Genomic DNA, 22,898 nt, shown 5'->3' with positions numbered 1-22,898 from the left:
AGGAGCTGCGTGATGCGAGGCGTCGTGTTCGACGGGAAGCGGATCGAGGTCGTGGACGATCTCGTCGTACGGGATCCGGGCCCGGGTGAGGTGCAGGTGGCCGTCTCGGCGGCGGGGCTGTGTCACAGCGATCTGTCCGTGGTGGACGGGACCATACTTTTCCCCGTTCCTGTGGTGCTGGGCCATGAGGGGGCGGGTGTCGTGGCGGCGGTGGGTGACGGCGTCACCCATGTGAGCCCCGGCGACCATGTGGCCCTGTCCACGCTCGCCAACTGCGGCGCGTGCGCGGAATGCGACCGGGGGCGGCCGACGATGTGCCGGCAGGCCATCGGACGGCCGGGGCAGCCGTTCACGCGGGACGGGCGGCCGGTGTACCAGTTCGCGTCCAACTCGGCCTTCGCGGAACGGACCGTGGTGAAGGCGGTGCAGGCGGTCCGTATCCCGCAGGACATTCCGATGCCTTCGGCGGCGCTCATCGGGTGCGGGGTGCTGACCGGGGTGGGCGCCGTGCTCAACCGGGCGAAGGTGGACCGTGGGGACAGCGTGCTGGTGATCGGTACGGGCGGGATCGGGTTGAACGTCATCCAGGGAGCGCGGATCGCGGGCGCGCTGCGGATCGTGGCGGTGGATTCGAATCCGGCCAAGGAGGCGGTGGCGCGGCGGTTCGGCGCCACTCATTTCCTGACCTCGACGGAAGGGGTGCGGGACATTCTGCCGATGGGGGTGGACCATGCGTTCGAATGCGTGGGCCGCGTGGAACTGGTCCGGGATGCGGTCGATCTGCTGGACCGTCACGGCCAAGCGGTGCTGCTCGGTGTCCCGTCGGCGTCGGCCGAGGCGTCCTTCGTGGTCGCCTCGATGTTCCTGGACAAGGCGATCCTCGGCTGTCGCTACGGCTCCTCCCGCCCGCAGCGCGACATCCCGCTCTACGCCGAGCTGTACCGGGAAGGGCGGCTGCTGCTCGACGAGTTGGTGACCGAGACCTACCCCGTCGAGGACTTCGAGAAGGCGGTGGGGGACGCGGAGGCGGGGCGGGTGGCGCGCGGGGTGCTGACTTTCTGAGCGTGGTGCTGACTTCCTGAAGGGCGTGTTGACTGTCGGGACGGCGTGCTCACGAGTTTTCCACAGGCGCCGGAAATCGCCTGGGGCGTTGTCAGTGCCGGGCTTTAGCGTCGTCCCATGAGTTACCGCGACGTCGCCTCCAAACAGGTCCTGGTCTGGGCCTGCACCGCCATCGGCGCCCGCATGCCCGTGGCCATGGCCCCGCTGGCCCTGGTCTTCCTGGTACGCGAGCGGCCGGGCGGCTACTCCCTGGGCGCGATCCTCGCGGCGGCCTACGTCATCGGCGAGATCGCCGGCGCCCCCGTCCTCGGGATGCGCCTGCGCCCCGACCGCGCCCGCGCTCACCTGGCCGTCGGCCTCGCGGTCGGAGCCGCCGCCTTCGCGGGGCTCGGGGTGTTCCCCGAGGCGCACCCGGCGGTTCTCGCCGGGTTCGCGTTCGTCTCCGGTGCGGCCCCGGCCGCCGCCACGGGTGGCTTGCGCACCCTGCTCACCGTGCTCGTCCCGGAGCGGGCGGCGGCGCAGGCGCTGTCCGTCGAGTCGATACTGACGGCCGGCGTCTGGGCCGTTTCCCCGGCCGCGGTCGCCGGCCTGGCCCTCGGCGTCGCACCGCCCGTCCCGCTGCTCCTCGCCGCCGCCCTGATGGCGTCGTCGGTCGCCGGCCTGTGGCTTCTTCCGGCCGGCTGGGGCGCGGACGACACGGGCGCGGAGGACCGGACGGGCACGTCGATGCTCCGCCTCCTGACCGGCGCCTGGCCGGTGTATGTCATGGGTGCGGCCAGTCTGGCCCTGCTCGGCCTGGCCGAGCTCGTTCTGCCGGCCCTGCTCGAACAGCGCGGCGTCGGCGTCGGCTGGTCCGGTCCGCTGCTGACCGGGATGGCGGTGGGCGGCGGGCTCGGTGCCTTCGTCCATGGTCTTCGCTCCTGGCCGGGGCGGCTGCGCACCCGCAGCGTGGTGCTGATGTGCGGGACGTCGGTCTGCGTGGCCCTCGCCGCGCTGATACCGGACACGGCCGGGATCGCCGTCGCGCTCGTCGTGGGGGGCACGCTCCAGTCGTGCGCGATGCTCACCCGCAACCTGTCCCTGCGCGAGGCGCTTCCGCCGGGTGCTCTGGCCGCGGGGTACTCGGTGATGTACGCGGCGGCGGGTGCGGGTTACGCGGCGACGGGGTCGCTCGCCGGTGCCCTCCTCAAAGTGGTGGCACCGTCCACGGCCATCCTGGCCGGGGTGGGCCTGACGCTGGTGCTGACGGGGGTCGGCTGGTGGGGCGAGGTGCGCCGGGCCGGCCGTTCAGCGCCGGGAGCCGACACCGCCGTAGCTGTCGGCCCTGCCGCTTCCCATCCTGTCGCTTCCCGGCCCGCCGCTTCCCGTCGGGCCGCCTCCGATCCCGTCGCCCCCGGCTCGGAAGGTCCGGCGATAGGCGGTCGGAGTGACGCCGAGCGTCTGCTGTAGGTGCTGCCGCATCGACTGCGCGGTGCCGAAGCCCGCGTCCCGGGCCACCTGGTCGACGGACAGGTCGGTGGACTCCAGCAGGTGCCGGGCCCGTTCCACCCGCTGCTGGGTGAGCCACTGCCCCGGGCTGACGCCGACCTCCTCGCGGAAGCGGCGCGTGAAGGTCCGTACGGACATGGCCTCCTGCTCGGCCATGTCGCGCAGCTGGATCGGCTCGTGCAGACGGCCCAGCGCCCAGGCGCGGGCGTTGGTCGTGGACGCCAACTGCGGTTCGGGCACGGGACGGTGGATGTACTGCGCCTGCCCGCCGTCGCGGTGCGGCGGTACGACCGTGCGACGGGCCACCTCGTTGGCGACCGCCGTGCCGTGGTCGCGGCGCACCATGTGCAGGCACAGGTCGATCCCGGCCGCGACCCCGGCGGAGGTGAGCACGTCGCCGTCGTCGATGAACAGGACGTCCGCGTCGACCGCGATCTGCGGGAAGAGCCGCTGGAAGCGGTCGGCGTCCGACCAGTGCGTGGTGGCCGGGCGGCCGTCGAGGCGGCCGGCGGCGGCGAGGACGTAGACGCCGGTGCAGATGGAGGCGAGGCGGGTGCCGGGCCGGATGCGGGCGAGGGCGGCGGCCAGCTCGTCGGTGAGCACGCCCTGCTCGTAGACCGGGCCGAGCTCGTACGACGCCGGGACGACGACCGTGTCTGCGGTGGCCAGGGCCTCGGGGCCGTTGCCGACGTGGATGGCGAAGTCGGCGTCGGTGTGGACCGGGCCCGGCGGCCGGATCGAGCAGGTGACGACCTCGTACAGACGCCGCCGCTCGGCATCCTTGGCGCGTCCGAAGATCCGGTGCGGGATGCCCAGTTCGAAGGGGAGCAGCCCGTCGAGGGCGAGGACGACGACGCGGTGGGGACGGAAGCCAACGGCCGGATTCATGGCCCGATCCTAGCGAATGCTGTCCTTCGGGCCAGTGGATGGGAGTGGTGATCGGAGAGGAAGCTCTATGTCGTGACTCAGACGACCCCAGCGACCGATGCGACCGATGCGACCGATGCGACCGAAGCCGCCACCGCCGTAGAGGAAGCCCCGTCCCCGACGAAGCGCCGCATTCACCGCGCCTGGTTCGTCGCCGCCGTCACCTTCGTGACGATCACCGGCGCGGCAGCATTCCGCTCGCTCCCCGGCCTGCTCATCGACCCGCTGAACCAGGAGTACGGCTGGTCGCGCGGCACGATCGGCGCGGCGGTCTCGGTCAACCTCGCGCTGTACGGCCTCACCGCGCCCTTCGCGGCCGCGCTGATGGATCGTTTCGGCATCCGGCGGGTGGTCGCGGTCGCGCTCACGGTGATCGCGATCGGCTCGGGCCTGACGGTGTGGATGACGGCGGCCTGGCAACTGCTGCTGTGCTGGGGTCTGTTGGTCGGCCTGGGCAGCGGTTCGATGGCGCTGGCCTTCGCCGCGACCGTCACCAACCGCTGGTTCACCGAGCGGCGCGGCCTGGTCACCGGCATCCTCACCGCCGCCTCGGCCTCCGGCCAGCTGATCTTCCTGCCCGTACTGTCCTGGATGGTCGAGAAGCACGACTGGCGCCCCGCCGCCGTCACGGTGGCCCTCGCCGCCCTCGCGGTCGTCCCCTTCGTCTGGCTGCTGCTGCGCGACCACCCCGCCGACGTGGGCCTGAAGCCGTACGGCGCGAAGGAGTTCGTACCGAAGCCGCCGCCCGCGCGCGGGGCCGCCCGCCGGGCGATCACGGTCCTGTTCTCGGCCGCCCGCACCGGCCCCTTCTGGCTGCTGGCCGGCACCTTCGCGATCTGCGGCGCCTCCACCAACGGCCTGATCCAGACCCACTTCGTGCCCGCCGCCCACGACGACGGCATGCCCGTCACGGCGGCGGCCTCGCTGCTCGCGGTCATCGGCGTGTTCGACGTGGTCGGCACGATCGCCTCCGGCTGGTTCACCGACCGCTACGAACCGCGCCGGCTGCTCGCGGTGTACTACGCCCTGCGCGGCATCTCGCTCCTCTTCCTGCCGATGCTGCTGGCGCTGGCGCCGGGCGTCCACCCGTCGATGCTCTTCTTCATCGTCTTCTACGGCCTGGACTGGGTCGCCACCGTCCCGCCCACCGTGGCGCTGTGCCGGGAGCAGTACGGCGAGGACAGCGCGATCGTCTTCGGCTGGGTGCTCGCCTCCCACCAGGTCGGCGCCGCGCTCGTGGCCTTCCTGGGCGGGGTGGCCCGGGACGTCTTCGGCTCGTACGACATGGTCTGGTACGCGTCCGGGGCGCTGTGTGCGGTGGCGGCGCTGATGGCGTTGGTGATCCGGCGGCGGGTGGAGGGCGTTGGGGTGGTGGCGGGCTAGGGCCTGTCCGGCGGATCAGGTCGCCGGACAGGCCCTAGGCCTGTCGTTCGGCCCACGCCACGATGACGGCAAATGGAATGATCTCGGCGTGGGGGGTCACTACGATCGGAGCCAAGACAACCGTTCGGCCGGCCCGATGGCGAGTGCCGGTCGGGGTCGCCGATGCCAGGGTCCGCTCCCCGGGCTGCGGTGATCTTCCTACGTAGGAGGCCCCCCGCATGTTCCGACGCATTGGGGACGCTGTCGTCCGACATCCCGTCTGGACGATCGTGGCATGGTTAATCGCCGCGGTGGCGATCGTCGCCACCGCTCCGAGCCTGCCCTCAACCAGCGACGAAAGTAGTTTCCTCCCCAAGAGTTATGAATCCATCAAGGCCGCGGAGGTCCAGCAGGAGGCATTCCCCAGCGCCTTCACCCCGTCCGCGATCGCGCTGTACCAGCGCACAGACGGCGGCAAGCTCACCGCCGCCGACAAGCAGGACGTCGCCCGGATCACCACCGAACTGGGCCAGAAGAAGATCGACCAGGTGCAGAAGGTCGTCCCCGGCCAGCCGTCCAAGGACGGCGAATACGCCCTGACCCTGGTCCAGATGGACGAGAAGTACGCCGGTCAGCCCAAACAGGCGGACGCGGCGGAGGAGTTGCGCGAGCAAGCGAAGGACCTGGCCAAGGGCACCGAGCTCGACGTCAAACTCGGCGGTTCCGCCGCGCAGGCCCTCGATCAACAGGAGTCGTCCAAGCGCGGTGAAGCGCTCATCGGTATCGGCACCTTCGTGATCATTCTGGTGACGCTGCTGATCATCTTCAGGGCACCGATCCTCGCCGTACTGCCCCTGATTCTGATCGGATTGGTGTCCGCGATCGCCAATGGGCTGATCGCGTTTGCGACCAAGCTGTTCGATCTCCAGGCCAACAGCTCGATCTCGTCGATTCTGATCGTCGTGCTGTTCGGCGTCGGCACGGACTATTTCCTGTTCCTGATGTTCCGTTACCGCGAACGTCTGCGCCTCGGTGACGAGCCCAAACAGGCCATGATCAACGCGGTGGACCGGGTCGGCGAGGCCATCGCCTCGGCTGCCGGGGCGGTCATCATCGCCTTCTTCGCGCTGGTGCTGTCCACTCTGGGCTTCCTCAAGCAGATGGGCCCGGCGCTCGCCATCGCCGTCGGCGCGACCCTGGTCGCGGGCCTGACCCTGATCCCCGCCGTGGTCTCGCTCATCGGCCCGAAGGTCTTCTGGCCGTCGAAGTCCTGGCAACGCGAGCCGGAGAACGCCCGGTTCGCCGCCATGGGCCGCGGCATGCAGCGCCGCCCCGCCCTGTTCGCCGTGGTGTCCGGTCTCGTCCTGGTCGTGCTGTCGCTGGGGACGTTCGGTTTCAACGCCACCTTCGACCTGGCGGCCGGCTCCATGCCCAAGACCAAGGAGTCCATGGTCGTCCAGGACGAGATGCAGAAGGCGTACTCGGCGGGTGCCGCCGCGCCCACCGATGTCTACCTCTCCAGCACCGACGGCAAGCCGCTGGACAGGTCCGCCTTCGACGCGTACGCGCAGAAGCTCGGCGCCGTGGACGGTGTCGCGAACGCGAGCATGACCGAGGTCAACAAGGAAGGCACCACTGCGGACTTCACCGTCACGCTCAAGTACGAGGCGTCGACGGACCAGGCGATCGACGCGGTGGCGCGAGTCCGGAACGTTGCGCACGCCGACGCTCCTGACGGCACGGAAGCCCTGGTCGGGGGCATGTCCTCGATCTACAAGGACATCGACACGGCGGTCAACCAGGACTACAAGACGGTCTTCCCCGTCGCCGCCGTCCTGATCATGGTCATCCTGGGGCTGCTGCTGCGCAGTGTGGTCGCCCCCTGGTATCTGATCGCCTCGGTGGGCCTCGGCTTCGGTGCCACACTGGGCACCACCGTATGGATCTTCCAGGACGGGCAGGGGCATTCGGGCCTGATGTTCATGCTCCCGGTGATCATGTATCTCTTCGTGGTCGCCATCGGCACCGACTACAACATCCTCATGATCGCCCGGCTCCGCGAGGAGGCCCGCGAGGGCCGCGAACCGCGCGAGGCGGCCGGCATGGCGCTGCGGCACGCCGGCCCGACCGTGGCCGCAGCGGGCTTCATCCTGGCGGCGACCTTCGCCACGATGATGCTGGCGGGCAACGCGCTGCTCTCGGAGATGGGTTTCGCGGTCTCCTTCGGCATCGCCATCGCCGCCTTCGTGATGGCGATGTTCTTCACGCCGAGCCTCACCGCGCTGATCGGCCACGCGGCCTGGTGGCCGGGGCACGGGGACCGGGCGGAAGAAGCGGCCATCGGCACAGGCGCCGGATCCATCGGTTCCGGGTCGGCCTCCGGCGAAGACCGGGACACGGTCGCCCATGATCCGTCGGGGCGGCGCGGCTAGGGCGTGTCCGGCGGATCAGGTGAAGGGCAGCGACGGTGCTGTTCAAGGGCAGCGACGGTGCTGTTCAGCTGACCGAAGGGCCCAAGTCCAGCCGCAGGCGGACGTAGTCCGCAGCGGCTGGGCCTGGGCGCCAGTGGCCGTCCGGGGCCCAGCCGTGGCGGGCGTGGAAGGTCTGGGCCCGGGTGTTGCGTTCCCAGGCTTCGAGGACCCCGGTCGTGAGGGACGCGTCGCGCAGGAACCGTACGAATGCGTCGTGCAGACGGCTGCCGATGCCTTGGCCCCAACTGCTCGGACGGACGTGGATCTGGTGCAGTTGGAGGGCGGTCGTGGCGTCCACGTCGGTGTCCACCGGATCGCCCATCGAAAGGATGCCGACCAACGCACCCTCTCGCACGGCACACAGCACCGTCCGATTGTCCGCCTGGAGGGCACGCATCCACCCGCCCCGCCGATCGGAGTGCGCCTTGGGAGAGACGAGCTCCGCCGCCAATGTCCCACCTGCCCGGTAGTAGGCGGCGCGGGCCTGAGTGTGCAGGTCGGCGATGCTGTCCAGGTCGTCGAGGCTCGCGACTCGCAGCGAGGTCTGAGAAGTCGTCATGTGCGCATGACGTGCGTATCGCGGTACACAGTTCCTCTCATAGGAACCGCCCCTTGCGGAACAGCAGCGGCGGTTCGTCCCCGTCTGCCGCCCCCAGAGCGTTCACCCGGCCTACGACGATGAGGTGGTCGCCGCCCGTATGCACCGCGTGGATCGTGCAGTCGATCCAGGCGAGCGTGCCGGCCAGGCGCGGGGAGCCGGACGCGGGGGCGGCGTCGTACTCCACCCCGGCGAACTTGTCGGCACCGCTCACCGCGAAGGCACGGCAGAGTTCGCCCTGGCTCGCCCCCAGGACGTTGACGCAGAAGACGCCAGCACGGGCGATCCTTGGCCACGTCGTCGACGTACGGCCGACCATGAAGGCGACGAGCGGCGGGTCGAGGGAGAGGGAGGAGAAGGACTGACAGGCGAAACCGGCGGGGCCCGGGGTCACCCCGGTGGTGCCCTCGACGTCGGCGGCGGGTGCCGTGACGACGGTCACGCCCGTCGCGAAGCTCCCCAGGACACGCCGGAACTCGGCCCGGTCGACCGGGGCCCGTTCGTCCTCGCCGACACACCTCAACTCGGGGCGCGGCAGCGCTACCACGGGCGGTGTTTTCATTGACCTGAGGTAGCGGACGGCGGCTTCCGCCATTCCTGCTTGTCCCATCACGCACACCATTGAAACTGACGGTATGTCAGATAGGAAGGGTTGTGCGGGAGTGGCGGGCGATGCATTCCCGGCACAGGACCTCCTCGCCGATCGGCCGGAAGAGCATGGGCTGGGCGTGGTCGCCCTCGCACTCCCGGGCTCCAGTGAGGCGCAGTGACAGGCGGGGACCCGGTGCGGGTTCGGACGTGGGTGCCGGTCGGGGCGGCGGGGCATGTGGGCCGGTTTCGGGTACGGGAGGGATGTCGCGGAGCAGGTACCGCAGCAGGCCGCCGGGGCGATGCACGGGGGTGTCGGCGTCGGGAAGGCCGCGCAGGATGTGGGAGCGGACGGCGGTCGGTGCGTGCCCGGCGGCGAGCCAGCGGGCGGTGAGGTGCGTCAGTTCGGCGTGCATGGCACGGGGGATGTGGCGGAGTGCGGGGGAGAGGTGTGGGAACGAGGAGACCAGGTTGCGGGCATCTTCGAGGAGCTGCGGGGTCTCTGGCTCTGTAGGTGCCTCCGGCTCTGAGGGCTCTGAAGACGCCGACTGCGCGGGGGGTTTGGGGGGCTGGTGGGCGGTGTTCCCGCAAGGGTCTGCCTCTGGATAACCGTCGGTCGGCGGAGTGGTCGGTTCACCGACGGCCGGGATATGGGAACCCGGTGCGAGCTGCGGCGACACCCGCTCGGTGGTGGTGCCCACGCCTACGGGCATCCGTCCGAGAATCTTGGCTGCCTCAGCGGCGCTCAACGGGACGCTGGAGACGAGCTGTTGGGTGATCCATTGGCCGCCGGGGCCTTGCAGGCGCCGTTCGTGCACAAAGCCCTCGTCCTTGAGCTGGCGTTTGGCCCGGGTGAAGGCGCAGGCGCCGATACGGGCGCGTTCGGCGGTGCGCGAGAGGGGTTCGCGCGCCCCCTGAGGGAGAGAGAGCTGCCAGGTCAGGAGGCGGACGGCATCGGAGGAGAGGCGGGGATGCCGAATGATGTCGTGGGAGAGCTGGGTGTAGGCGCGCGGGGGCGCGATATGGTGCCGGTAAATCACGGTGGAGTCGCTTTCCACTGGTGGTTTAGGCCCTCGCCAACGGGTGCAACCGTTGCGGGGGCCGCCTTGTTGTGTGCCGGGAAGGCTTCCGACAAGGGGGAGTTGTCGAGGTGACCGTATCGTACGGAGAGTGCGCGCGTGGATGCGTTAAGTGAAGATGGCTTCCGGGGTCTTCGCTCGCACCGCCTATCGAGCCGTCCCGCTCGTCACCGGGCGCTCGAGCCGCGCACCAGCTTCCTCAGTAGCTCAGCGTCTCGCAGATCGGGAAGCACTGTCTCGGCGCCGGTGTCTTGGAGCACGGCTTCGTTACTCCGTCCCGACGCCACGGCGATCACTCGTACGCCGTTTGCGTGCGCGCCTTCAACATCGGCTGGGGTGTCACCAATGAGAACGGCCTCGGTGGGCGCGGCATTCGCGCGGTCAAGGGACAGCCTCACGAGTTCGGCACGCAGGTCGTTGTCCTCACCGTAGGCGCCGAGCTCCCACAGGATGTGCCGGTCGAGACCGAAGACCTGGAGCTTGATCTCGGCGACGGGGCGGATGTTCCCGGACACCACGGTCTGTTGGATGCCGTCCGCAGCGAGCAGATCGAGTGCGGCGACCGTGCCCGGCAGGGCATGGCCCCGCTCGCGTAGGTCAGCCGCCCGTGCCAGATGCTCTTCTGTCAGGGCGGCAGCGAACCGCTCGAAGTCACTGCGATCCGTCGTCAAGCCGTGCAGCTTCGCCGTCTCCCGGAATATGACGGGCTCCGTGATGCCGTCGATCTTTGCCTGCTCGCGCATCGCCAGGCCCACTGTCTGCTGGAACGCCGCGGCCGACAGCTCACGGCCCACACCGCGCGTGTCGATCAACGTGTGGTCGATGTCCCACAAGACCAGCCGGGCCATGACGCCTCCTCAACTCCCCATCATTCCTGGGCATTGCGTGTCACACGAACGTGCGGACTCTGCACGCGGTGCCGCGCTCCGTCCTACGCTGACGGTACGAGACGCAAGCGGGGGAGGGGGCGGAACGGTGACCTCACCGAGACTGCCCGTGGGACAGAAGGTCAAGCACTACCGGCGCAAGAACGGAAATCGCACCCAGGCGGCAATCGCCGGACTGTGCGGCATCACCGAACGCTACCTGCAACAGATCGAGGCCGGCCAGAAGGTACCGTCCGCCGAGGTGCTCGCTCGCCTCGCCGCTGAGCTCGGCGTGCCGTTGGCGGCCCTGCTCACCGAAGACTCAGCGGAGGAACCGGCGGCCACGGTCGTCACCGCTGCACCCGAGGTCGCCCGCGCGCTCATGGGCTACGGGCCGCCGCTCAGCCCTGCCCCGGTGAGCCCGGCACAGCTCCGGGAGCGCGTGGAGCTGGCCTGGGGGATCTGGCAGTCGTCGAAGGACCGGTTCACGGAAGCAGCCGCACTCCTCCCTGACCTGATCGGTGATGTCGAGCATGCAGTACGAGCCCACCGCAGCGGCACCGACGCTGTCGCGCGGCGCGAAATCCTGCGCGTGGCCGCTGATCTGTACGGGCTGCTGCGGTCATACTGCCGCCGCGCCGGACGGCTCGATCTGTCGCTCATGGTTGCCGACCGGGCGATCCGGGCCGCCGAGGACGCGGACGACCCCCTGCGTATCGCGGCGGCTCAGTGGAACCTCGGCCACGTCCTTCTCTCTCACGCCGAGCCCGACGCCGTAGAGGAGGCCAAGGAAGTCGCTGTGCAGGCCATTGATCAGCTCAGCCGGGCACCTGCGACGGCTGAGACTCAGGCCGTGAAGGGAGCCCTTGAACTGGTGGCTGTCGTCTCCGATGCTCGCCGTCGTCGCTGGTGGGCTGCCCGTGAACGGCTTGACCAGCGGGCGGTGCCGCTCGCCGCGCAAGTCGGCGAGGGCAATGTGCAGTGGACCGTCTTCGGGCCGTCGAACGTCTCCATGCACGCCATGAGCATCGAGATGCTGGCCGGTGAGGCAGCCGAAGGTCTGCGCGTGGCCGACAAGATCGACACGACTGTGCTGCCCAGCCGCGAACGGCAGTTCACCTTCGGCCTGGAACTGGCCAGGTGCTATGACTTGCGCCGGGAGGACGCGGCAGTCCTCGTGCACCTGCTTCACCTGGAAGAGGTGGCTCCTGAAGATCTGGCGCGCAGCCCACTCGCCCGAGACATGATCTTCGGCCTTCGGAAGCGCGTCCGTTCCACTTTCTGTCGGCAGGTGGACGATCTCGCGGGTCGGCTCCAGCTCCTGTGACCCCGAACTCGTAGTTCACCCGAACTGCGAGTTCGGGTAGGGCGGTTGTTCCAGCCGTACCTTCGCTGCACATCGCAAACGAAGGACGGACGACAGATGATCAGCGATGCGGCACAGATGATGAGCGCGGCTGGGACGCGGCTTGCCCCTGTCGGCGTTCAGTGGGACGCGGTCAAGGTCAGTCGGCACCTGGCATTGCGCGCGATCGATCGGATCGCGACCCCGGGCGCTGTGGCCGTTGACCCGGCACCGCCCGAACCGGTGCTGTACTTCTTCCTCCCGCCGGGCAGTGCTCTCGACTGGGACGTGCCAGAGACCACCGCTCTCGGACGGAACTCCCATGTGGTGATCCCCCCCGACCCACAAGGAGGCGCCGCCCGGACCGTACTGGCTCCTCTCCCAGGAGTGCGGACTGACTCCGGCCGCCGTCCTGCGCCAGGCGCTGGAGGCGGCCCGGTGAATACGACAGTGGATCTCGCGACGATGCGCGAGTCCGTGAGCCTTCTCCTGGACATCGAGGGTGCGCCGGTCGCCGAGCCGCCGTCCGGGACCGAGTTGGTGACGCTCACGGCCACGCTGCGCGGTCACCTGGAGTTGATCATCTCCGAGGTCGAGGCGGAGGCCGCTCAGCTGGGCGGGGAGAACACCCTCGTCCACGCCGCTCGCACCTGCGTGTGGGAGGCACGCAGCAGGCTCGCTGCCGAGCCCAGCCGCAGGTACGGCGGAGAAGCCGGTCACGCCCGGCGGCTGGCCCGCGTCCTGAAACTCCTGTGCGACCACTACGAGGTCCTCGGCGGTCGCCCGTGAACACTGAACCCCGCGCGTTGTCCGTCGAGTGCACCCTGGCGCGGCGGCCCGGCTACGCGGATCTCCACAGACAGTGCCGCCAGACCAATGACGTGCCCCTGCCTCACACGGCCAGGGTGCTGCTCGTGGCCCGCTGCCGATGCCCCTGCCACGTGCGGGCTGGGGGCGCGTCGTCGTGAGGGCGATCACCGGCTTGTTCGTGTAGGCAGAGGCGGGCCCGGCTGGCGACGCGGCGGTCCGTACGCTGCCTCCATGGGGTGGTGGCATTTCCGGCGCAAGGCCGGTCTGAACAGGGCGGACGCCGATGTGAACGCGGCAGCCGCGGCGGGGGCGGCACAGCTTCCGGCTGCCTTTCTGCTCTGGTGGATCCATGCGGTGGCTAACGATCCCTACGGCAGCGGCTACGGCGGCGCGTTCGGCATCGCCTGTCTGGTCATTTTCGCGCCTGTGTACCTGCCAGTGCTCGGCTTGCTGCACGCGTGCGTGCAGACCCTGCCGGGTGCCGTCGTCGCTGACCTAGTGCCCCGGCAGGCAACGTTTGCCCGTCAAGGAGCGGCGTCCGGTGCGTGCTCTCGGCGTGCCGGCCGGAAGCCCTCGTACTGGACGTACTTGGGCTTTCGGCCGGTGCGGCGAGAGTGCGTGCCGGGCGTCGCGACGGGGCGAACGTTGCCTGTCGGGGCGCTAGCGCTGCGCCGCGTCCGGTGGCCGTGGTGGGTCCGGCATCTGCTGGGCACGGCGGTCATCGGCACTTTGTGGGCTCTCCTGGGCGCGATGGTCTGGGGGTGGCCGTTCCTCACCGCGGGTCCGGTCCTGGTCGCCCTCGGCGTGCTGCCGGTCCTCGCCGTCGGGTACGCGCGCGTGCGGGCACGGAACACCGGCCGGATGTGGGGGACCTGGAGCATCTGGTGGCGTGCGGGGGTTGCCTCTGTCGCCCTGTTCGTCCTGACTCTCGCGGGCGGCCTGGTGGCCGTCACGGGCCTCATCGAGGAGTACGAGGCTCCCGAGCTGTCGGCCGCTCAGCTGGCCGGCGTGTGGCGCGGCGACGACGGGGCGGTGCTGCGGCTGCGGCCGGACGGGCGGGCGGAGCTGACCCGGATGCCGGTCGAGGCAGGGTTCGAGGCGAGCGAGGACTTCGCAGTGTGCCAGGGCACAGGGAGGTGGTCCCTTGACGAGGAGAGCGAGTACCACGCCCGGGACGGCGTCGTCGTACGTCTCGAAAGCGGCAGCGGCAGCGGCAGCGGCAGCGGCACCGGCAGCGGCTGCGGGAACGAGACGGCCTGGACGGTGGCCGGGACGGCTCGTTTTCCCGAGTTGTTCGTGATCTTCGGGGATCCGGACGCCGGGGAACTGCGGATCCTGAAACCGGCCTCCTGAGCCTCACCGGCCCTTGAACTCGGCCTTCCGCCGCTCCACGAAACTCGCCACCCCCTCCCGCGCGTCCGCCGTCGTCATGTTGATCTCCTGCGCGACGGCTTCGGCGGCGAAGGCGGTCGTGCGGTCGGTGTCGAGTGAGGCGTTGACCAGTTGTTTGGTGAGGGCGAGGGTGCGGGTGGGGCCGGCGGCGAGGCGGTCCGCCCACTCGCGAGCCGTCTTGGCCAGCTCCCCGTCAGGTACGACGCGATTGACCAGGCCGAGACGCTCGGCGTCCTTCGCGGCGAGCGCGTCGCCGAAGAACATCAGCTCCTTCGCCCGCTGCGGGCCGATCAAACGGGGCAGCAGGTACGCGCCGCCGCCGTCCGGGACGAGCCCGCGTCGTACGAACACCTCGATGAACCGGGCGGATTCCGCGGCGAGGACGAGGTCGCAGGCGAACGCGAGATGGGCGCCGATGCCCGCCGCCGTCCCGTTCACGGCGGCGAGTACCGGCTTCTCGCAGTCGAGGACGGCGGCGATCAGCCGCTGGGCGCCGGCGCGGATCGTACGGGCGACGTCACCGGCGATCCGCTCCCCGGCCACGGCCGTGCCGCGGAGGTCCGCGCCGGCGCAGAACCCGCGGCCCGTGCCGGTGATCACGACCGCCCGTACGTCCGGGTCGGCGGAGGCCTCCGACAGCAGCCCGATAATGCGTTCCCGCTGGTCAGGGGCGATGGCGTTGAGGGCCTCGGGCCGGTTGAGGGTGATGCGCGAGACGTGATTGTCAGTGGCGTGCTGTACCAATGACTCAATGGAATTTCCCGCTGTGTCGGGACTTTCCCGCTCTGTTGTCTTTGCGTAAGTACAGGGGGAATCCGGCGTGTTCGACCCAGACGTGTTCGACCCAGACGTGTTCGACTCAGACGTGTTCATCTCAGCGGCACACCGCCAGCGCGTCCAGCGCCACGGCTCCCTGACCCCTGGGCAGCACCATCAGCGGATTGATGTCGAGCTCCGCGAGATCGTCCCCGAGCTCCAGCGCCATGCGCTGCACCCGCAGCACGACCTCGACGAGCGCGTCCAGGTCCGCCGGGGGGCGCCCCCGGACCCCGTCGAGCAGAGCCCGCCCGCGCAGTTCGGCGCACATGTCCCGCGCCTGCTCCTCACCGAAGGGCGGCACGCGTACGGCCACGTCCCGCAGCACCTCGACCAGCACACCACCGAGCCCGACCGTCACCGTCGGCCCGAACAGCTCGTCGTGGGCGATGCCGACGACCATCTCCACACCCCGCTCGACCATCTGGCACACCAGTACGCCGTCCAGCGAGACGCCCTCGTAGCGGGCGATGTCCGTCAACTCCCGGTAGCCGTCCCGGACCTGGCTGGCCGAGGTCAGTCCGATCTTCACCAGGCCGAGCTCGGTCTTGTGGGCTATCTGCGCGCCGGACGCCTTCATCACCACCGGGTAGCCCACCAGCCCCGCAGCGCGCACGGCCGCCGCCGCGCTGGTCACCAACTGCTCGCGCGGTACGCGAATGCCGTACGCCCGCAGCAGCTGCTTCGCCGCGTGCTCGCTCAGCTGTTGTCCTGGCCGCATCAGCTCCTGCGCCTTGCGGAAGGAGGGGGACGGGGTGCGGGGTGCCGAGTCGAAGGGGGAGCGGTAGCCGGTCAAGAAGCGGTGGTGGTCGAGGTGAGCGCGGACTGCGGTCAGGCAGTTCGTGACCGTGCGGAAGGTGGCCACGCGCGAGGAGCCCAACAGCACCTCGCGGTACGCCGGCTCGGTGCCGACCGGCGACCCCCACACCACGCACACCAGCTTGTCCGTCCGCTCGGCCGCGTCGACCAGGTCCTGCACGAGCCGGTCACTGAGCGGCGGGAAGGGGCCGGTGACGGGGCAGATCAGCACCCCGACCTCCGGGTCGTCGAGGATCGCGTCGATGATCTTCCGCCCGCGCCAGTCGCCGACCGGATGCCCGCCGTTGTCGACCGGATTGGCCACGCTGAGGTACTCGGGTATCCACTGGTGCAGTTCGGCCTGCTTGGCCTCCGACAGGACGGGCAGCCGCAGTCCCGCCTCGGTGGCCAGGTCGGCGACGTGCGCGCCCGTGCCGCCCGAGATCGAATAGACGACGACCCCGTCGGCGCGGGGCGGCCGGGCACGGGCCAGCAGGGCGGCGGTGTCCTGGAGTTCGTCGAGACCGTCCACGCGGATCACGCCGTACTGCCGCATCGCCGCGTCCACCACCGTGTCCGCGCCGGTCAGCTTGCCGGTGTGTGAGGCGGCCGTGCGGGCGCCGGTCTCGGTGCGGCCCACCTTCACCGCGACGACCGGCACGCCGCGCCGGGCGGCCCGGTCGGCGGCGAGCAGAAAGGAGCGGCCGTCCTTCAACCCCTCGACGTAGCAGGCGATGACGCCGACCTCGGGCTGCTCGGCGAAGTAGGAGAGGAAGTCGGCGGTCTCCAGGTCGGCCTCGTTGCCGGTGGGCGCCCAGTGGGAGAGACGGATGCCGAGTTCCTGGAGGGCGAAGACGGGACGCCCTTGGTGCCCGGACTGCGTGATGAGGGCGATGGCCGGGCCGTCCAGGTCCTCCCGGAACCGTTCGAAGGCGTTGAGGTTGGTGTTCGGGCCGAGCATCCGCATCCCGGACCGTGCGACGGCGGCTGCGAGCCGGTCCTGGGCGGCCGCGCCGGCCTCGCCGGTCTCCGCGAAACCGGAAGCGAAGACGACCGCGAACTTCACCTTGGCCTCGGCCAGTTCCTCGATCACGGGAAGGGGGTCGGCGACCAGCAGTACGGCGAGATCGACCTGCTCGGGCAGGTCGGCGACGGAAGGGGAGCAGGGGATGCCGAAGACGGACGGGCGGCTCGGGTGCACCGGGTGCAGCCGGGCCCCGACGCGCTCGGCCCAGGTGATCAGCTGCCGGGTGACACCGGTGTTCGGCCGTCCCTCGGCGTCCGAGGCGCCGATCACGGCGACGGACTCGGGCCGGAAGAGGCGGTCCAGATCGGGGACGTCCGTATACAACGGCCGGCCGCTGACATCGAGATCGTCGACCTCGGCCGGGCGGCCGTGGACGGCGGGTCCGGGCTGCTCGCCGCAGGCGATGACCCGGGCCCGGCGGGAGTCGGTGGTGAGGGTGCCGTGGGTTGATCCAAGCATCGGTCCGCCCGCTCCTGTGTGACAGCGATTAACTGACGCTCTGTCAGATTACTGAACTGACGCGACGTCAGGAACGGCTGTGCACAGGTCAAAGTTGGACGGCGCGGTGGCGAGCCCGGCCAGGGCGCGGGCGGTGCGGTCGGGGCGGAGAGGGCGCGGGCGGTGCGGTCACGGCCAGGGCGCGGGCGGTGCGGTCAGCCCGGGAGGTGTGACACCTTCCCCGCCCCGTCCGCGGCGATCGCCTTCGCGATCTTCTCCGCGTCGATCGCCATCTCGCGGAACATGCCGCTGATGGGGTTGGTGTAGCCCGTGAAGAAGAGGCCGGGGGCGTTGTCCGGGGTGCGGGCGCCGTGCACGACCGGCCTGCCGCGGGGATCCAGCACGTCGAGGTGGCCGACGAGGCCCTCCAGGGCGCGCCGGTAGCCGGTGGCCGCGATCACGGCGTCCGGCTCGACGCGGGTGCCGTCGGCGAGGGTGACCTTGCCGTCCTCGAAACCCTCGACGGCGGCGACGATCTCCACGCTGCCCTTGCGGACGGCGTCGATCAGGCCGACGTCCTGCACCGGGATGGAGCCCTCGGTCACCCGGCTGTAGAGGCCGGTGTCGGGGCGGGGCAGGCCGTGGGCCGACAGGTCGGGCACGCTCAGCTTGGCCACGGGTCTGGCGAGCCGGTCGACGAGGCCGACCGGCAGCCGTCGTACGAGCACGGCCGTGTACTGGGCGGCCCAGCCCGCCGTCGTGCGGCGCACGATGTGCGGGGCGGTGCGGACGGACAGCCGTACCCGCGAGGCGCCGCCCTCCACCAGGTCGACGGCGATCTCGGCGCCGGTGTTGCCGATGCCGACGACGAGGACGTCACGGTCGGCGAAGGGCTTCGCGTTGCGGTAGTCGGCGGCGTGCAGGAGTTCGCCGGTGCAGGTGTCGCGGCCGGGCCAGTCCGGGATGCGCGGGGTGTGGTTGTGGCCGGTGGCGACGACCACGGCGGCGCCGGTCAGCTCGCGGCCGCCGGTGGCGTGCAGCAGCCAGCCGGTGCCGTCGGGGGAGCGGTCGATGCGGGAGACCTCGACGCCGGTGACGATCTCCAGCTCGTGGTGTTCGGCGTACTTCTCCAGGTAGCGCACCACGTTGTCCCGGGAGACCCAGCGCCCGAACCGGCGGGGCATCGGGAGCCCGGGCAGGCCCGACAGGCGGCGGGTGGTGTGCAGGTGGAGCCGGTCGTAGTGGCGCCGCCAGGACGCCCCGACGCGGTCGGACTTCTCCAGGACGACGGCGCGAAGGCCCCGGGCGCGCAGCGCGTACGCGGCGGCGAGACCGCCCGGTCCGGCGCCGATGACGTACACGGGGAGGTCTGTGTGGTTCGTCGGCTCCGCGGGGTTCGCGGACGCTGTGGGGTCGGCCATGTGCGCGAGCGTAGTGATGACTGGGGTTGATTGGTCTCGGTCAAGACCGGAATCGATTGCGGATCGATCACGGCTGTAGGGGGAGTGGGTGGGGCTGGTGGCGTAGGGAGTCTGGTTGTGGTGGCGGCGTGGCGGCGTGGCGGCGTGGCGGCGTGGCGGCGTGGCGGCGGGGTGGCGTGGATGCGTGAACAGTGCCATGAATGACGCGGGCTTCCCGAAGGCTCGTATCTGACGTACCGTCAGATCCATGGACACGATCTGGCTCACCGGTGCGCAGTGGCTGGCGGTCCTGCGCATAGGACTCGGGTTGTGGTGGCTGGAGAGCTGGCGGCACAAGGACAAGAAGACATGGTTCGAGGGCGGCGGGATCACCTGGGCGGCGGACGTGGCGGCCAAACACCGCTGGAACGCCGTGCGCAGCGGCTTCGACGTGGTCGTGGCGCCGCGCCCGAGGACCATGGCGTACGTCGTCGCCTACGCCGAACTGGCCCTGGGACTAGGGCTGATCCTCGGCTTCCTGACCCCGCTCGCGCTCGTCGGAGGCCTGCTGCTCAACGTCCTCTACTTCACCCTCATGATCCACGACTGGGCCGAGCAGGGGCAGAACTCGATGATGGCCCTCATCTCCCTGGTGGCCTTGTTCGGGATGTCGTGGCAGTCCTGGTCGATCGACAACGCGCTGGGGCTCTTCCAGTGAGCGCGCGGAGCCCGGAGAGCTCGCGGAGTCCGGAAACCGAGCGGAGCCCGGAGAGCCCGCGGAGTCCGGTCAGCCCGCGCTACGACCTCCCCGAAGCGGACGCCTTCACCCGGACCTACTGGGACGCGGCGGAGCGGGGGCGGCTGCTGCTGCGGCGCTGCGGGGCGTGCGGGCGGGCCCACCACTACCCGCGCGAGTTCTGCCCGCACTGCTGGAGCGAGGACGTGACCTGGGAGCCGGCGAGCGGCCGGGCCGCGCTCTACACCTGGTCCGTCGTCCACCGAAACGACCTGCCGCCCTTCACCGGGCGCACACCGTACGTCGCCGCGGTCGTCGACCTCGCCGAGGGCCCGCGGATGATGACGGAGGTCGTGGAGTGCGCCCACGACGACCTGCGGCCGGGGATGGAGCTGGAGGTCGCCTTCCGGGACGGGGTTCCGGTGTTCCGGCCGTGCCGGTGAGGTTGCGCGGGGCGGCGGGCGAGGGACTTGCCGACCGCCACCCCGCCACGCGGATCCGAGCGGCTTCAATGGCCTGATGGCCCACGTCGACGACCGATACGCCGCCCACCCCTTCCCCGAGCTGAACGGCCCCGGCATACGCCTGCGCCCCTGGAGCCCCGAATCCGACGCCGACGTCGCGACCTGGCTGCGCGGCACGACGGACCCGGAGTTCCGGCGCTGGAACACGCCGCTCAAGCCGGTCACCGACGCCGACAGCGCGCGCGAGTCACTGCGCTTCAAGGCGATGCGGGCGGCGGAGGGGAGGGCGGCGTCGTACTGCGTGACGGACGCCGACACCGGTACGCCCCTCGGCCACATCGGCGTCGACGGGATCAATCCCGACATGCGCTCCGCCCGCGTCGGCTACTGGGTCCTCCCCGAGGCCCGAGGCCGCCGCGTAGCCACCCGCGCCCTGGCCCTCACCGCCCACTGGGCCTTCACCGACCTCGGCCTTCACCGCCTCGAACTCGGCCACGCCGTCGGCCACGAGGCATCCTGCCGCATCGCCGAGCGGTGCGGACTCCGGTACGAGGGGACGCTGAGGGGTGCGATCTTCGAGGCGGGCCGGCACGACGCGTTCCGGGACAGGCACCTCCACGCGCGGCTGGCGACGGACCCGGAGCCGGCGGTGGGATGAAGGGTCACGGCCACAGCAACTCCTTGGCCCAACCTCCCGACCCCCTGCGGTAGTTGAGCCTCACGTGCCGCCGTCGCGCATCACCCTGGAAGAACTCCACCTCCTCCGGCTGGAGGTGGTAGAGCGTCCAGGACGGCACCGGGGCGTCCGGTTCCCGCTGGGCGTGCTCCCAGGCCGCTTCGGAGGCTCGGGCCAACTCGGCCAGGGAGCCGAGGGCTTCGCTCTGGCAGCCGGTCAGCGCGGCGGCCAGAGCCCCCGTCGACCGCGCGTGGAGATCCGCTTGTCCCGCCTTCTCCGGAGCTGCGGTGACCGGGCCCCGGACCCGCACCTGGCGGCCCAGGAGCGGCCAGTAGAAGCCGAGGGCGGCGTACGGGCGGGCGGCGAGGTGGTGGCCCTTCCGGCTGGTCGCGTGGGTCGCGAAGGACCAGCCGTCCGCGTCCGCGCCGTGCAGCATCACGATCCGTACGTCCGGCAGGCCCTCCTCGTCCGCGGTCGCGAGGGACATGGTGTGCGGCTCGGTCTGCCCGGCCGTCACCGCCGCGGCGAACCACTCGGTGAACAGGGACAGCGGGTCGGCGGGTGCGGCCGCCGGGTCGAAGGGTGGCAGCTCGGTGACCTCCGGGTCCCACACCCGCAGTGACCGCAGCAACTCGTCAAGATCCGTTGTCATCCCACGATTGTCACGCGGGACCGGCTTCCAGCGGAGCGTAGTCGTCCGCGGTACCGAGATCGGAGGACACCCAGCGTTCGGGCCGCATGTGGATGACCACCTGCTCGCCGTGGTTCTTCCAGGCGAAGTCGACATAGGCGTCGACCCGCTCGGCCGGGAGGTAGCGGGCCGAGATCTCCCGGAGCTGTTGGAGGGTGGCCGGGGTCGTGTCGACGACCGGCCCCTCGACCGACACGTACCGGATGGACGGTTCGAGCCGGTCGACCATCAGCGAGAACCGGCCCGCCGCGCTGATCAGTCGGTTCTTGCGGGAGTCGAGCGCGGTCATGATCCAGATGTCGCCGCCGGGCTCGTACTGGTACCAGATGGGTACGGCGAGCGGGGCGCGTCCCGCTCCCGCGTCGACCGCCAGCGCGGCGACATGCGGCTCGGCCAGGAACTGTTCACGCTGCTCGCGGGTCAGGGCCATGTCGGTCTCCCTCAGCGGCTCGGGCGTGTCCTTTCCATTCCTTTGCATAACGTCGGCCGAGCGGATTCGTGTTCCCCGGCGTCCCTCCGGGCGGCCTTCACCCCCGCCCCAACACCACCGTCCCCGACGAGCAGAACCACCCCCCGGTCCCCGATGCCACCGCCAGCCGCGGCAACTCTCCGCCCCGAGCGCGCACTTGCCGTTCCCCGGCCTCTCCGCGCAGCTGCCGCACCGCCTCAACCAGCAGAAACAGCCCCCGCATCCCCGGATGTTGTGCCGACAACCCACCCCCGTCCGTGTTCACCGGCAGCTCCCCGCCCTCGACCGACAGCCGCCCCTTCTCCACGAACGCCCCGCCCTCGCCCTTCCCACAGAAACCCAGGTCCTCCAAGGTCACCAGGGTCATGTAGGTGAAGGCGTCGTATATCTCGGCGAAGTCGATCTCGTCCGGCCGCACCCCCGCCCGCTCGAAGGCGAGCCGTCCGCTCACGGCGGCCGGGGAGACCGTGAAGTCCGGCCACTCGGACATGGACGCGTGCGAGACGTGCTCCCCGCTCCCGAGCACCCACACCGGCTCCGTACGGCAGTCCCGTACGTACTCCTCGGCCGCCAGCAGCACCGCCGCCCCGCCGTCGGAGCGGATGCAGCAGTGCAGCTTGGTGAAGGGGTCGGCGATCATCGGGCCGGACCGTACGTCGTCGGCGGTGATCGGGTCGCGGAACATGGCCTCCGGGTTCAGCGCCGCATTGGCCCGCGCTTGGACAGCGACGGAGGCCAACTGCTCGATGGTCGTGCCGTGTTCGAGCATGTGGCGGCGGGCAGCCATCGCGTACTTGGCGATGAGGGTGTGGCCGTAGGGCACCTCGAACTGGAGCGGGCCGCGCGAGCCGAAGGAGAGGGTGCCGGTGCGCCGGCCCGCCCTGATGTCGGAGCGGGCTGTGGACCCGTACGCCAGCAGTACCGCGTTGGCGTGCCCCGCCGCGATCGCGTCCGCCGCGTGGGCCGCCATGACCTCCCAGGTTGAGCCGCCGACCGAGGTCGAGTCGACCCAGGCGGGGCGCAGGCCCAGGTACTCGGCGACCTCGACGGGCGCGAGTGTGCCCGTGCCGGCCGAGGCGAAGCCGTCGATCAGTGAGTGGTCCAGGCCCGCGTCGGCCACGGCCCGGCGGGCCGCCTGCGCGTGCAGGCTGTACGGGGTGGCGTCGTCCACACGGCCGCAGTCGGAGAGGGAGACACCGACGATCGCGACGTTCCGTGATGCCCTCGTCATGAAACTGACGGTACATCAGATGCGGTTCGGTGTGGGCAGGTGTCGTAGTCGTACCTCTGGGCATTCCGTCCCCCGGCGTTGTACCTCTGGGCATTCCGCCCCCCGGCGTCGCACCTCTGGGCATCCCGCTCCCCGCGTCCTAATATGACGCACCGTCAGATCCG

General features: G+C 70.6%; 20 protein-coding genes. 9 read left to right on the top strand and 11 right to left on the bottom strand.

Annotated features, from left to right (window positions below):
* Nucleotides 1-12: 12 nt before the first annotated feature.
* Nucleotides 13-1,062 (top strand): Zn-dependent alcohol dehydrogenase, encoded by a 1,050-nt coding sequence (locus Q4V64_RS22815; RefSeq protein WP_124441302.1) that lies wholly within the window; start codon nt 13-15, stop codon nt 1,060-1,062.
* Between the two features lie 1,287 nt (nt 1,063-2,349).
* Here Q4V64_RS22815 and Q4V64_RS22810 read toward each other — a convergent pair.
* Complete coding sequence (locus tag Q4V64_RS22810; RefSeq protein WP_253267068.1) at nt 2,350-3,438, bottom strand: helix-turn-helix domain-containing protein; 1,089 nt, start codon at nt 3,436-3,438, stop codon at nt 2,350-2,352.
* 72 nt (nt 3,439-3,510) lie between these two features.
* On the opposite strand from Q4V64_RS22810, the gene Q4V64_RS22805 reads away from it, so the two are divergent.
* On the top strand, nt 3,511-4,860 hold the full coding sequence (locus Q4V64_RS22805) for an MFS transporter (protein ID WP_124441304.1): 1,350 nt from the start codon (nt 3,511-3,513) through the stop codon (nt 4,858-4,860).
* Nucleotides 4,861-5,078: 218 nt separating this feature from the next.
* Nucleotides 5,079-7,271: an MMPL family transporter gene (locus Q4V64_RS22800; protein ID WP_124441305.1), complete on the top strand. Its 2,193-nt coding sequence runs from the start codon at nt 5,079-5,081 to the stop codon at nt 7,269-7,271.
* A 64-nt stretch (nt 7,272-7,335) separates the two neighbouring features.
* Here Q4V64_RS22800 and Q4V64_RS22795 read toward each other — a convergent pair whose 3' ends face one another.
* The 4 genes from Q4V64_RS22795 to Q4V64_RS22780 all read right to left on the bottom strand — a co-directional run bounded on the left by Q4V64_RS22795 (nt 7,336) and on the right by Q4V64_RS22780 (nt 10,423).
* Nucleotides 7,336-7,869 (bottom strand): GNAT family N-acetyltransferase, encoded by a 534-nt coding sequence (locus Q4V64_RS22795; RefSeq protein ID WP_172629285.1) that lies wholly within the window; start codon nt 7,867-7,869, stop codon nt 7,336-7,338.
* A 37-nt stretch (nt 7,870-7,906) separates the two neighbouring features.
* Nucleotides 7,907-8,518, bottom strand: coding sequence for a flavin reductase family protein (locus tag Q4V64_RS22790; RefSeq protein ID WP_253267069.1), 612 nt, complete (start codon nt 8,516-8,518; stop codon nt 7,907-7,909).
* A 28-nt stretch (nt 8,519-8,546) separates the two neighbouring features.
* Nucleotides 8,547-9,536 carry a hypothetical protein gene (locus tag Q4V64_RS22785; RefSeq protein WP_124441306.1) on the bottom strand — a complete coding sequence of 330 codons (990 nt, stop codon included), beginning with the start codon at nt 9,534-9,536 and terminating at the stop codon, nt 8,547-8,549.
* Nucleotides 9,537-9,742: 206 nt separating this feature from the next.
* Nucleotides 9,743-10,423: an HAD hydrolase-like protein gene (locus tag Q4V64_RS22780; protein WP_124441307.1), complete on the bottom strand. Its 681-nt coding sequence runs from the start codon at nt 10,421-10,423 to the stop codon at nt 9,743-9,745.
* On the opposite strand from Q4V64_RS22780, the gene Q4V64_RS22775 reads away from it, so the two are divergent.
* The 3 genes from Q4V64_RS22775 (at nt 10,398) to Q4V64_RS22765 (ending at nt 13,949) form a co-directional block, all read left to right on the top strand.
* On the top strand, nt 10,398-11,768 hold the full coding sequence (locus Q4V64_RS22775) for a helix-turn-helix domain-containing protein (RefSeq protein WP_253267070.1): 1,371 nt from the start codon (nt 10,398-10,400) through the stop codon (nt 11,766-11,768). The two genes, Q4V64_RS22780 and Q4V64_RS22775, sit on opposite strands and share 26 nt — an antisense overlap.
* Before the next feature lie 456 nt (nt 11,769-12,224).
* Nucleotides 12,225-12,575: a DUF6415 family natural product biosynthesis protein gene (locus tag Q4V64_RS22770; protein ID WP_124441308.1), complete on the top strand. Its 351-nt coding sequence runs from the start codon at nt 12,225-12,227 to the stop codon at nt 12,573-12,575.
* Nucleotides 12,576-12,827: 252 nt separating this feature from the next.
* Nucleotides 12,828-13,949 (top strand): hypothetical protein, encoded by a 1,122-nt coding sequence (locus tag Q4V64_RS22765; protein ID WP_172629286.1) that lies wholly within the window; start codon nt 12,828-12,830, stop codon nt 13,947-13,949.
* A gap of 3 nt (nt 13,950-13,952) precedes the next feature.
* Here the strand turns inward: Q4V64_RS22765 and Q4V64_RS22760 are convergent, their stop codons facing one another.
* The 3 genes from Q4V64_RS22760 to Q4V64_RS22750 all read right to left on the bottom strand — a co-directional run bounded on the left by Q4V64_RS22760 (nt 13,953) and on the right by Q4V64_RS22750 (nt 18,488).
* Nucleotides 13,953-14,741: an enoyl-CoA hydratase-related protein gene (locus Q4V64_RS22760; protein ID WP_253267075.1), complete on the bottom strand. Its 789-nt coding sequence runs from the start codon at nt 14,739-14,741 to the stop codon at nt 13,953-13,955.
* Between the two features lie 121 nt (nt 14,742-14,862).
* Complete coding sequence (locus Q4V64_RS22755) at nt 14,863-17,088, bottom strand: acetate--CoA ligase family protein (RefSeq protein WP_124441311.1); 2,226 nt, start codon at nt 17,086-17,088, stop codon at nt 14,863-14,865.
* 194 nt (nt 17,089-17,282) lie between these two features.
* The gene (locus Q4V64_RS22750; RefSeq protein ID WP_124441312.1) at nt 17,283-18,488 is read right to left on the bottom strand and encodes an NAD(P)/FAD-dependent oxidoreductase; all 1,206 of its coding nucleotides are present in this window, start codon (nt 18,486-18,488) and stop codon (nt 17,283-17,285) included.
* 247 nt (nt 18,489-18,735) lie between these two features.
* Between Q4V64_RS22750 and Q4V64_RS22745 the strand changes: the two genes are divergently transcribed.
* The 3 genes from Q4V64_RS22745 to Q4V64_RS22735 all read left to right on the top strand — a co-directional run bounded on the left by Q4V64_RS22745 (nt 18,736) and on the right by Q4V64_RS22735 (nt 20,325).
* Nucleotides 18,736-19,185, top strand: a complete 450-nt coding sequence (locus Q4V64_RS22745) for a DoxX family membrane protein (protein WP_124441313.1) — start codon at nt 18,736-18,738, stop codon at nt 19,183-19,185.
* Entirely contained in the window at nt 19,182-19,646 is a 465-nt protein-coding gene (locus Q4V64_RS22740; protein WP_124441314.1) for a Zn-ribbon domain-containing OB-fold protein, read from the top strand. The genes Q4V64_RS22745 and Q4V64_RS22740 overlap by 4 nt, the downstream gene beginning before the upstream one ends.
* A 76-nt stretch (nt 19,647-19,722) precedes the next feature.
* The gene (locus Q4V64_RS22735) at nt 19,723-20,325 is read left to right on the top strand and encodes a GNAT family N-acetyltransferase (protein WP_124441315.1); all 603 of its coding nucleotides are present in this window, start codon (nt 19,723-19,725) and stop codon (nt 20,323-20,325) included.
* A gap of 4 nt (nt 20,326-20,329) precedes the next feature.
* Here Q4V64_RS22735 and Q4V64_RS22730 read toward each other — a convergent pair whose 3' ends face one another.
* The 3 genes from Q4V64_RS22730 to Q4V64_RS22720 all read right to left on the bottom strand — a co-directional run bounded on the left by Q4V64_RS22730 (nt 20,330) and on the right by Q4V64_RS22720 (nt 22,734).
* Complete coding sequence (locus Q4V64_RS22730) at nt 20,330-20,995, bottom strand: pyridoxal 5'-phosphate synthase (protein ID WP_124441316.1); 666 nt, start codon at nt 20,993-20,995, stop codon at nt 20,330-20,332.
* Nucleotides 20,996-21,005: 10 nt separating this feature from the next.
* Entirely contained in the window at nt 21,006-21,464 is a 459-nt protein-coding gene (locus Q4V64_RS22725) for a pyridoxamine 5'-phosphate oxidase family protein (RefSeq protein ID WP_124441317.1), read from the bottom strand.
* A gap of 97 nt (nt 21,465-21,561) precedes the next feature.
* A complete protein-coding gene (locus Q4V64_RS22720; RefSeq protein WP_124441318.1) occupies nt 21,562-22,734 on the bottom strand; it encodes an acetyl-CoA acetyltransferase in 1,173 nt (390 codons plus the stop codon).
* Nucleotides 22,735-22,898: the final 164 nt, after the last annotated feature.

Origin of the sequence: Streptomyces sp. NL15-2K, from assembly GCF_030551255.1 — a bacterium.
Lineage (GTDB): Bacteria > Actinomycetota > Actinomycetes > Streptomycetales > Streptomycetaceae > Streptomyces.
The sequence above is the reverse complement of the archived record's forward strand: the minus strand, read 5'-3'. Positions and strand labels throughout refer to the sequence as shown.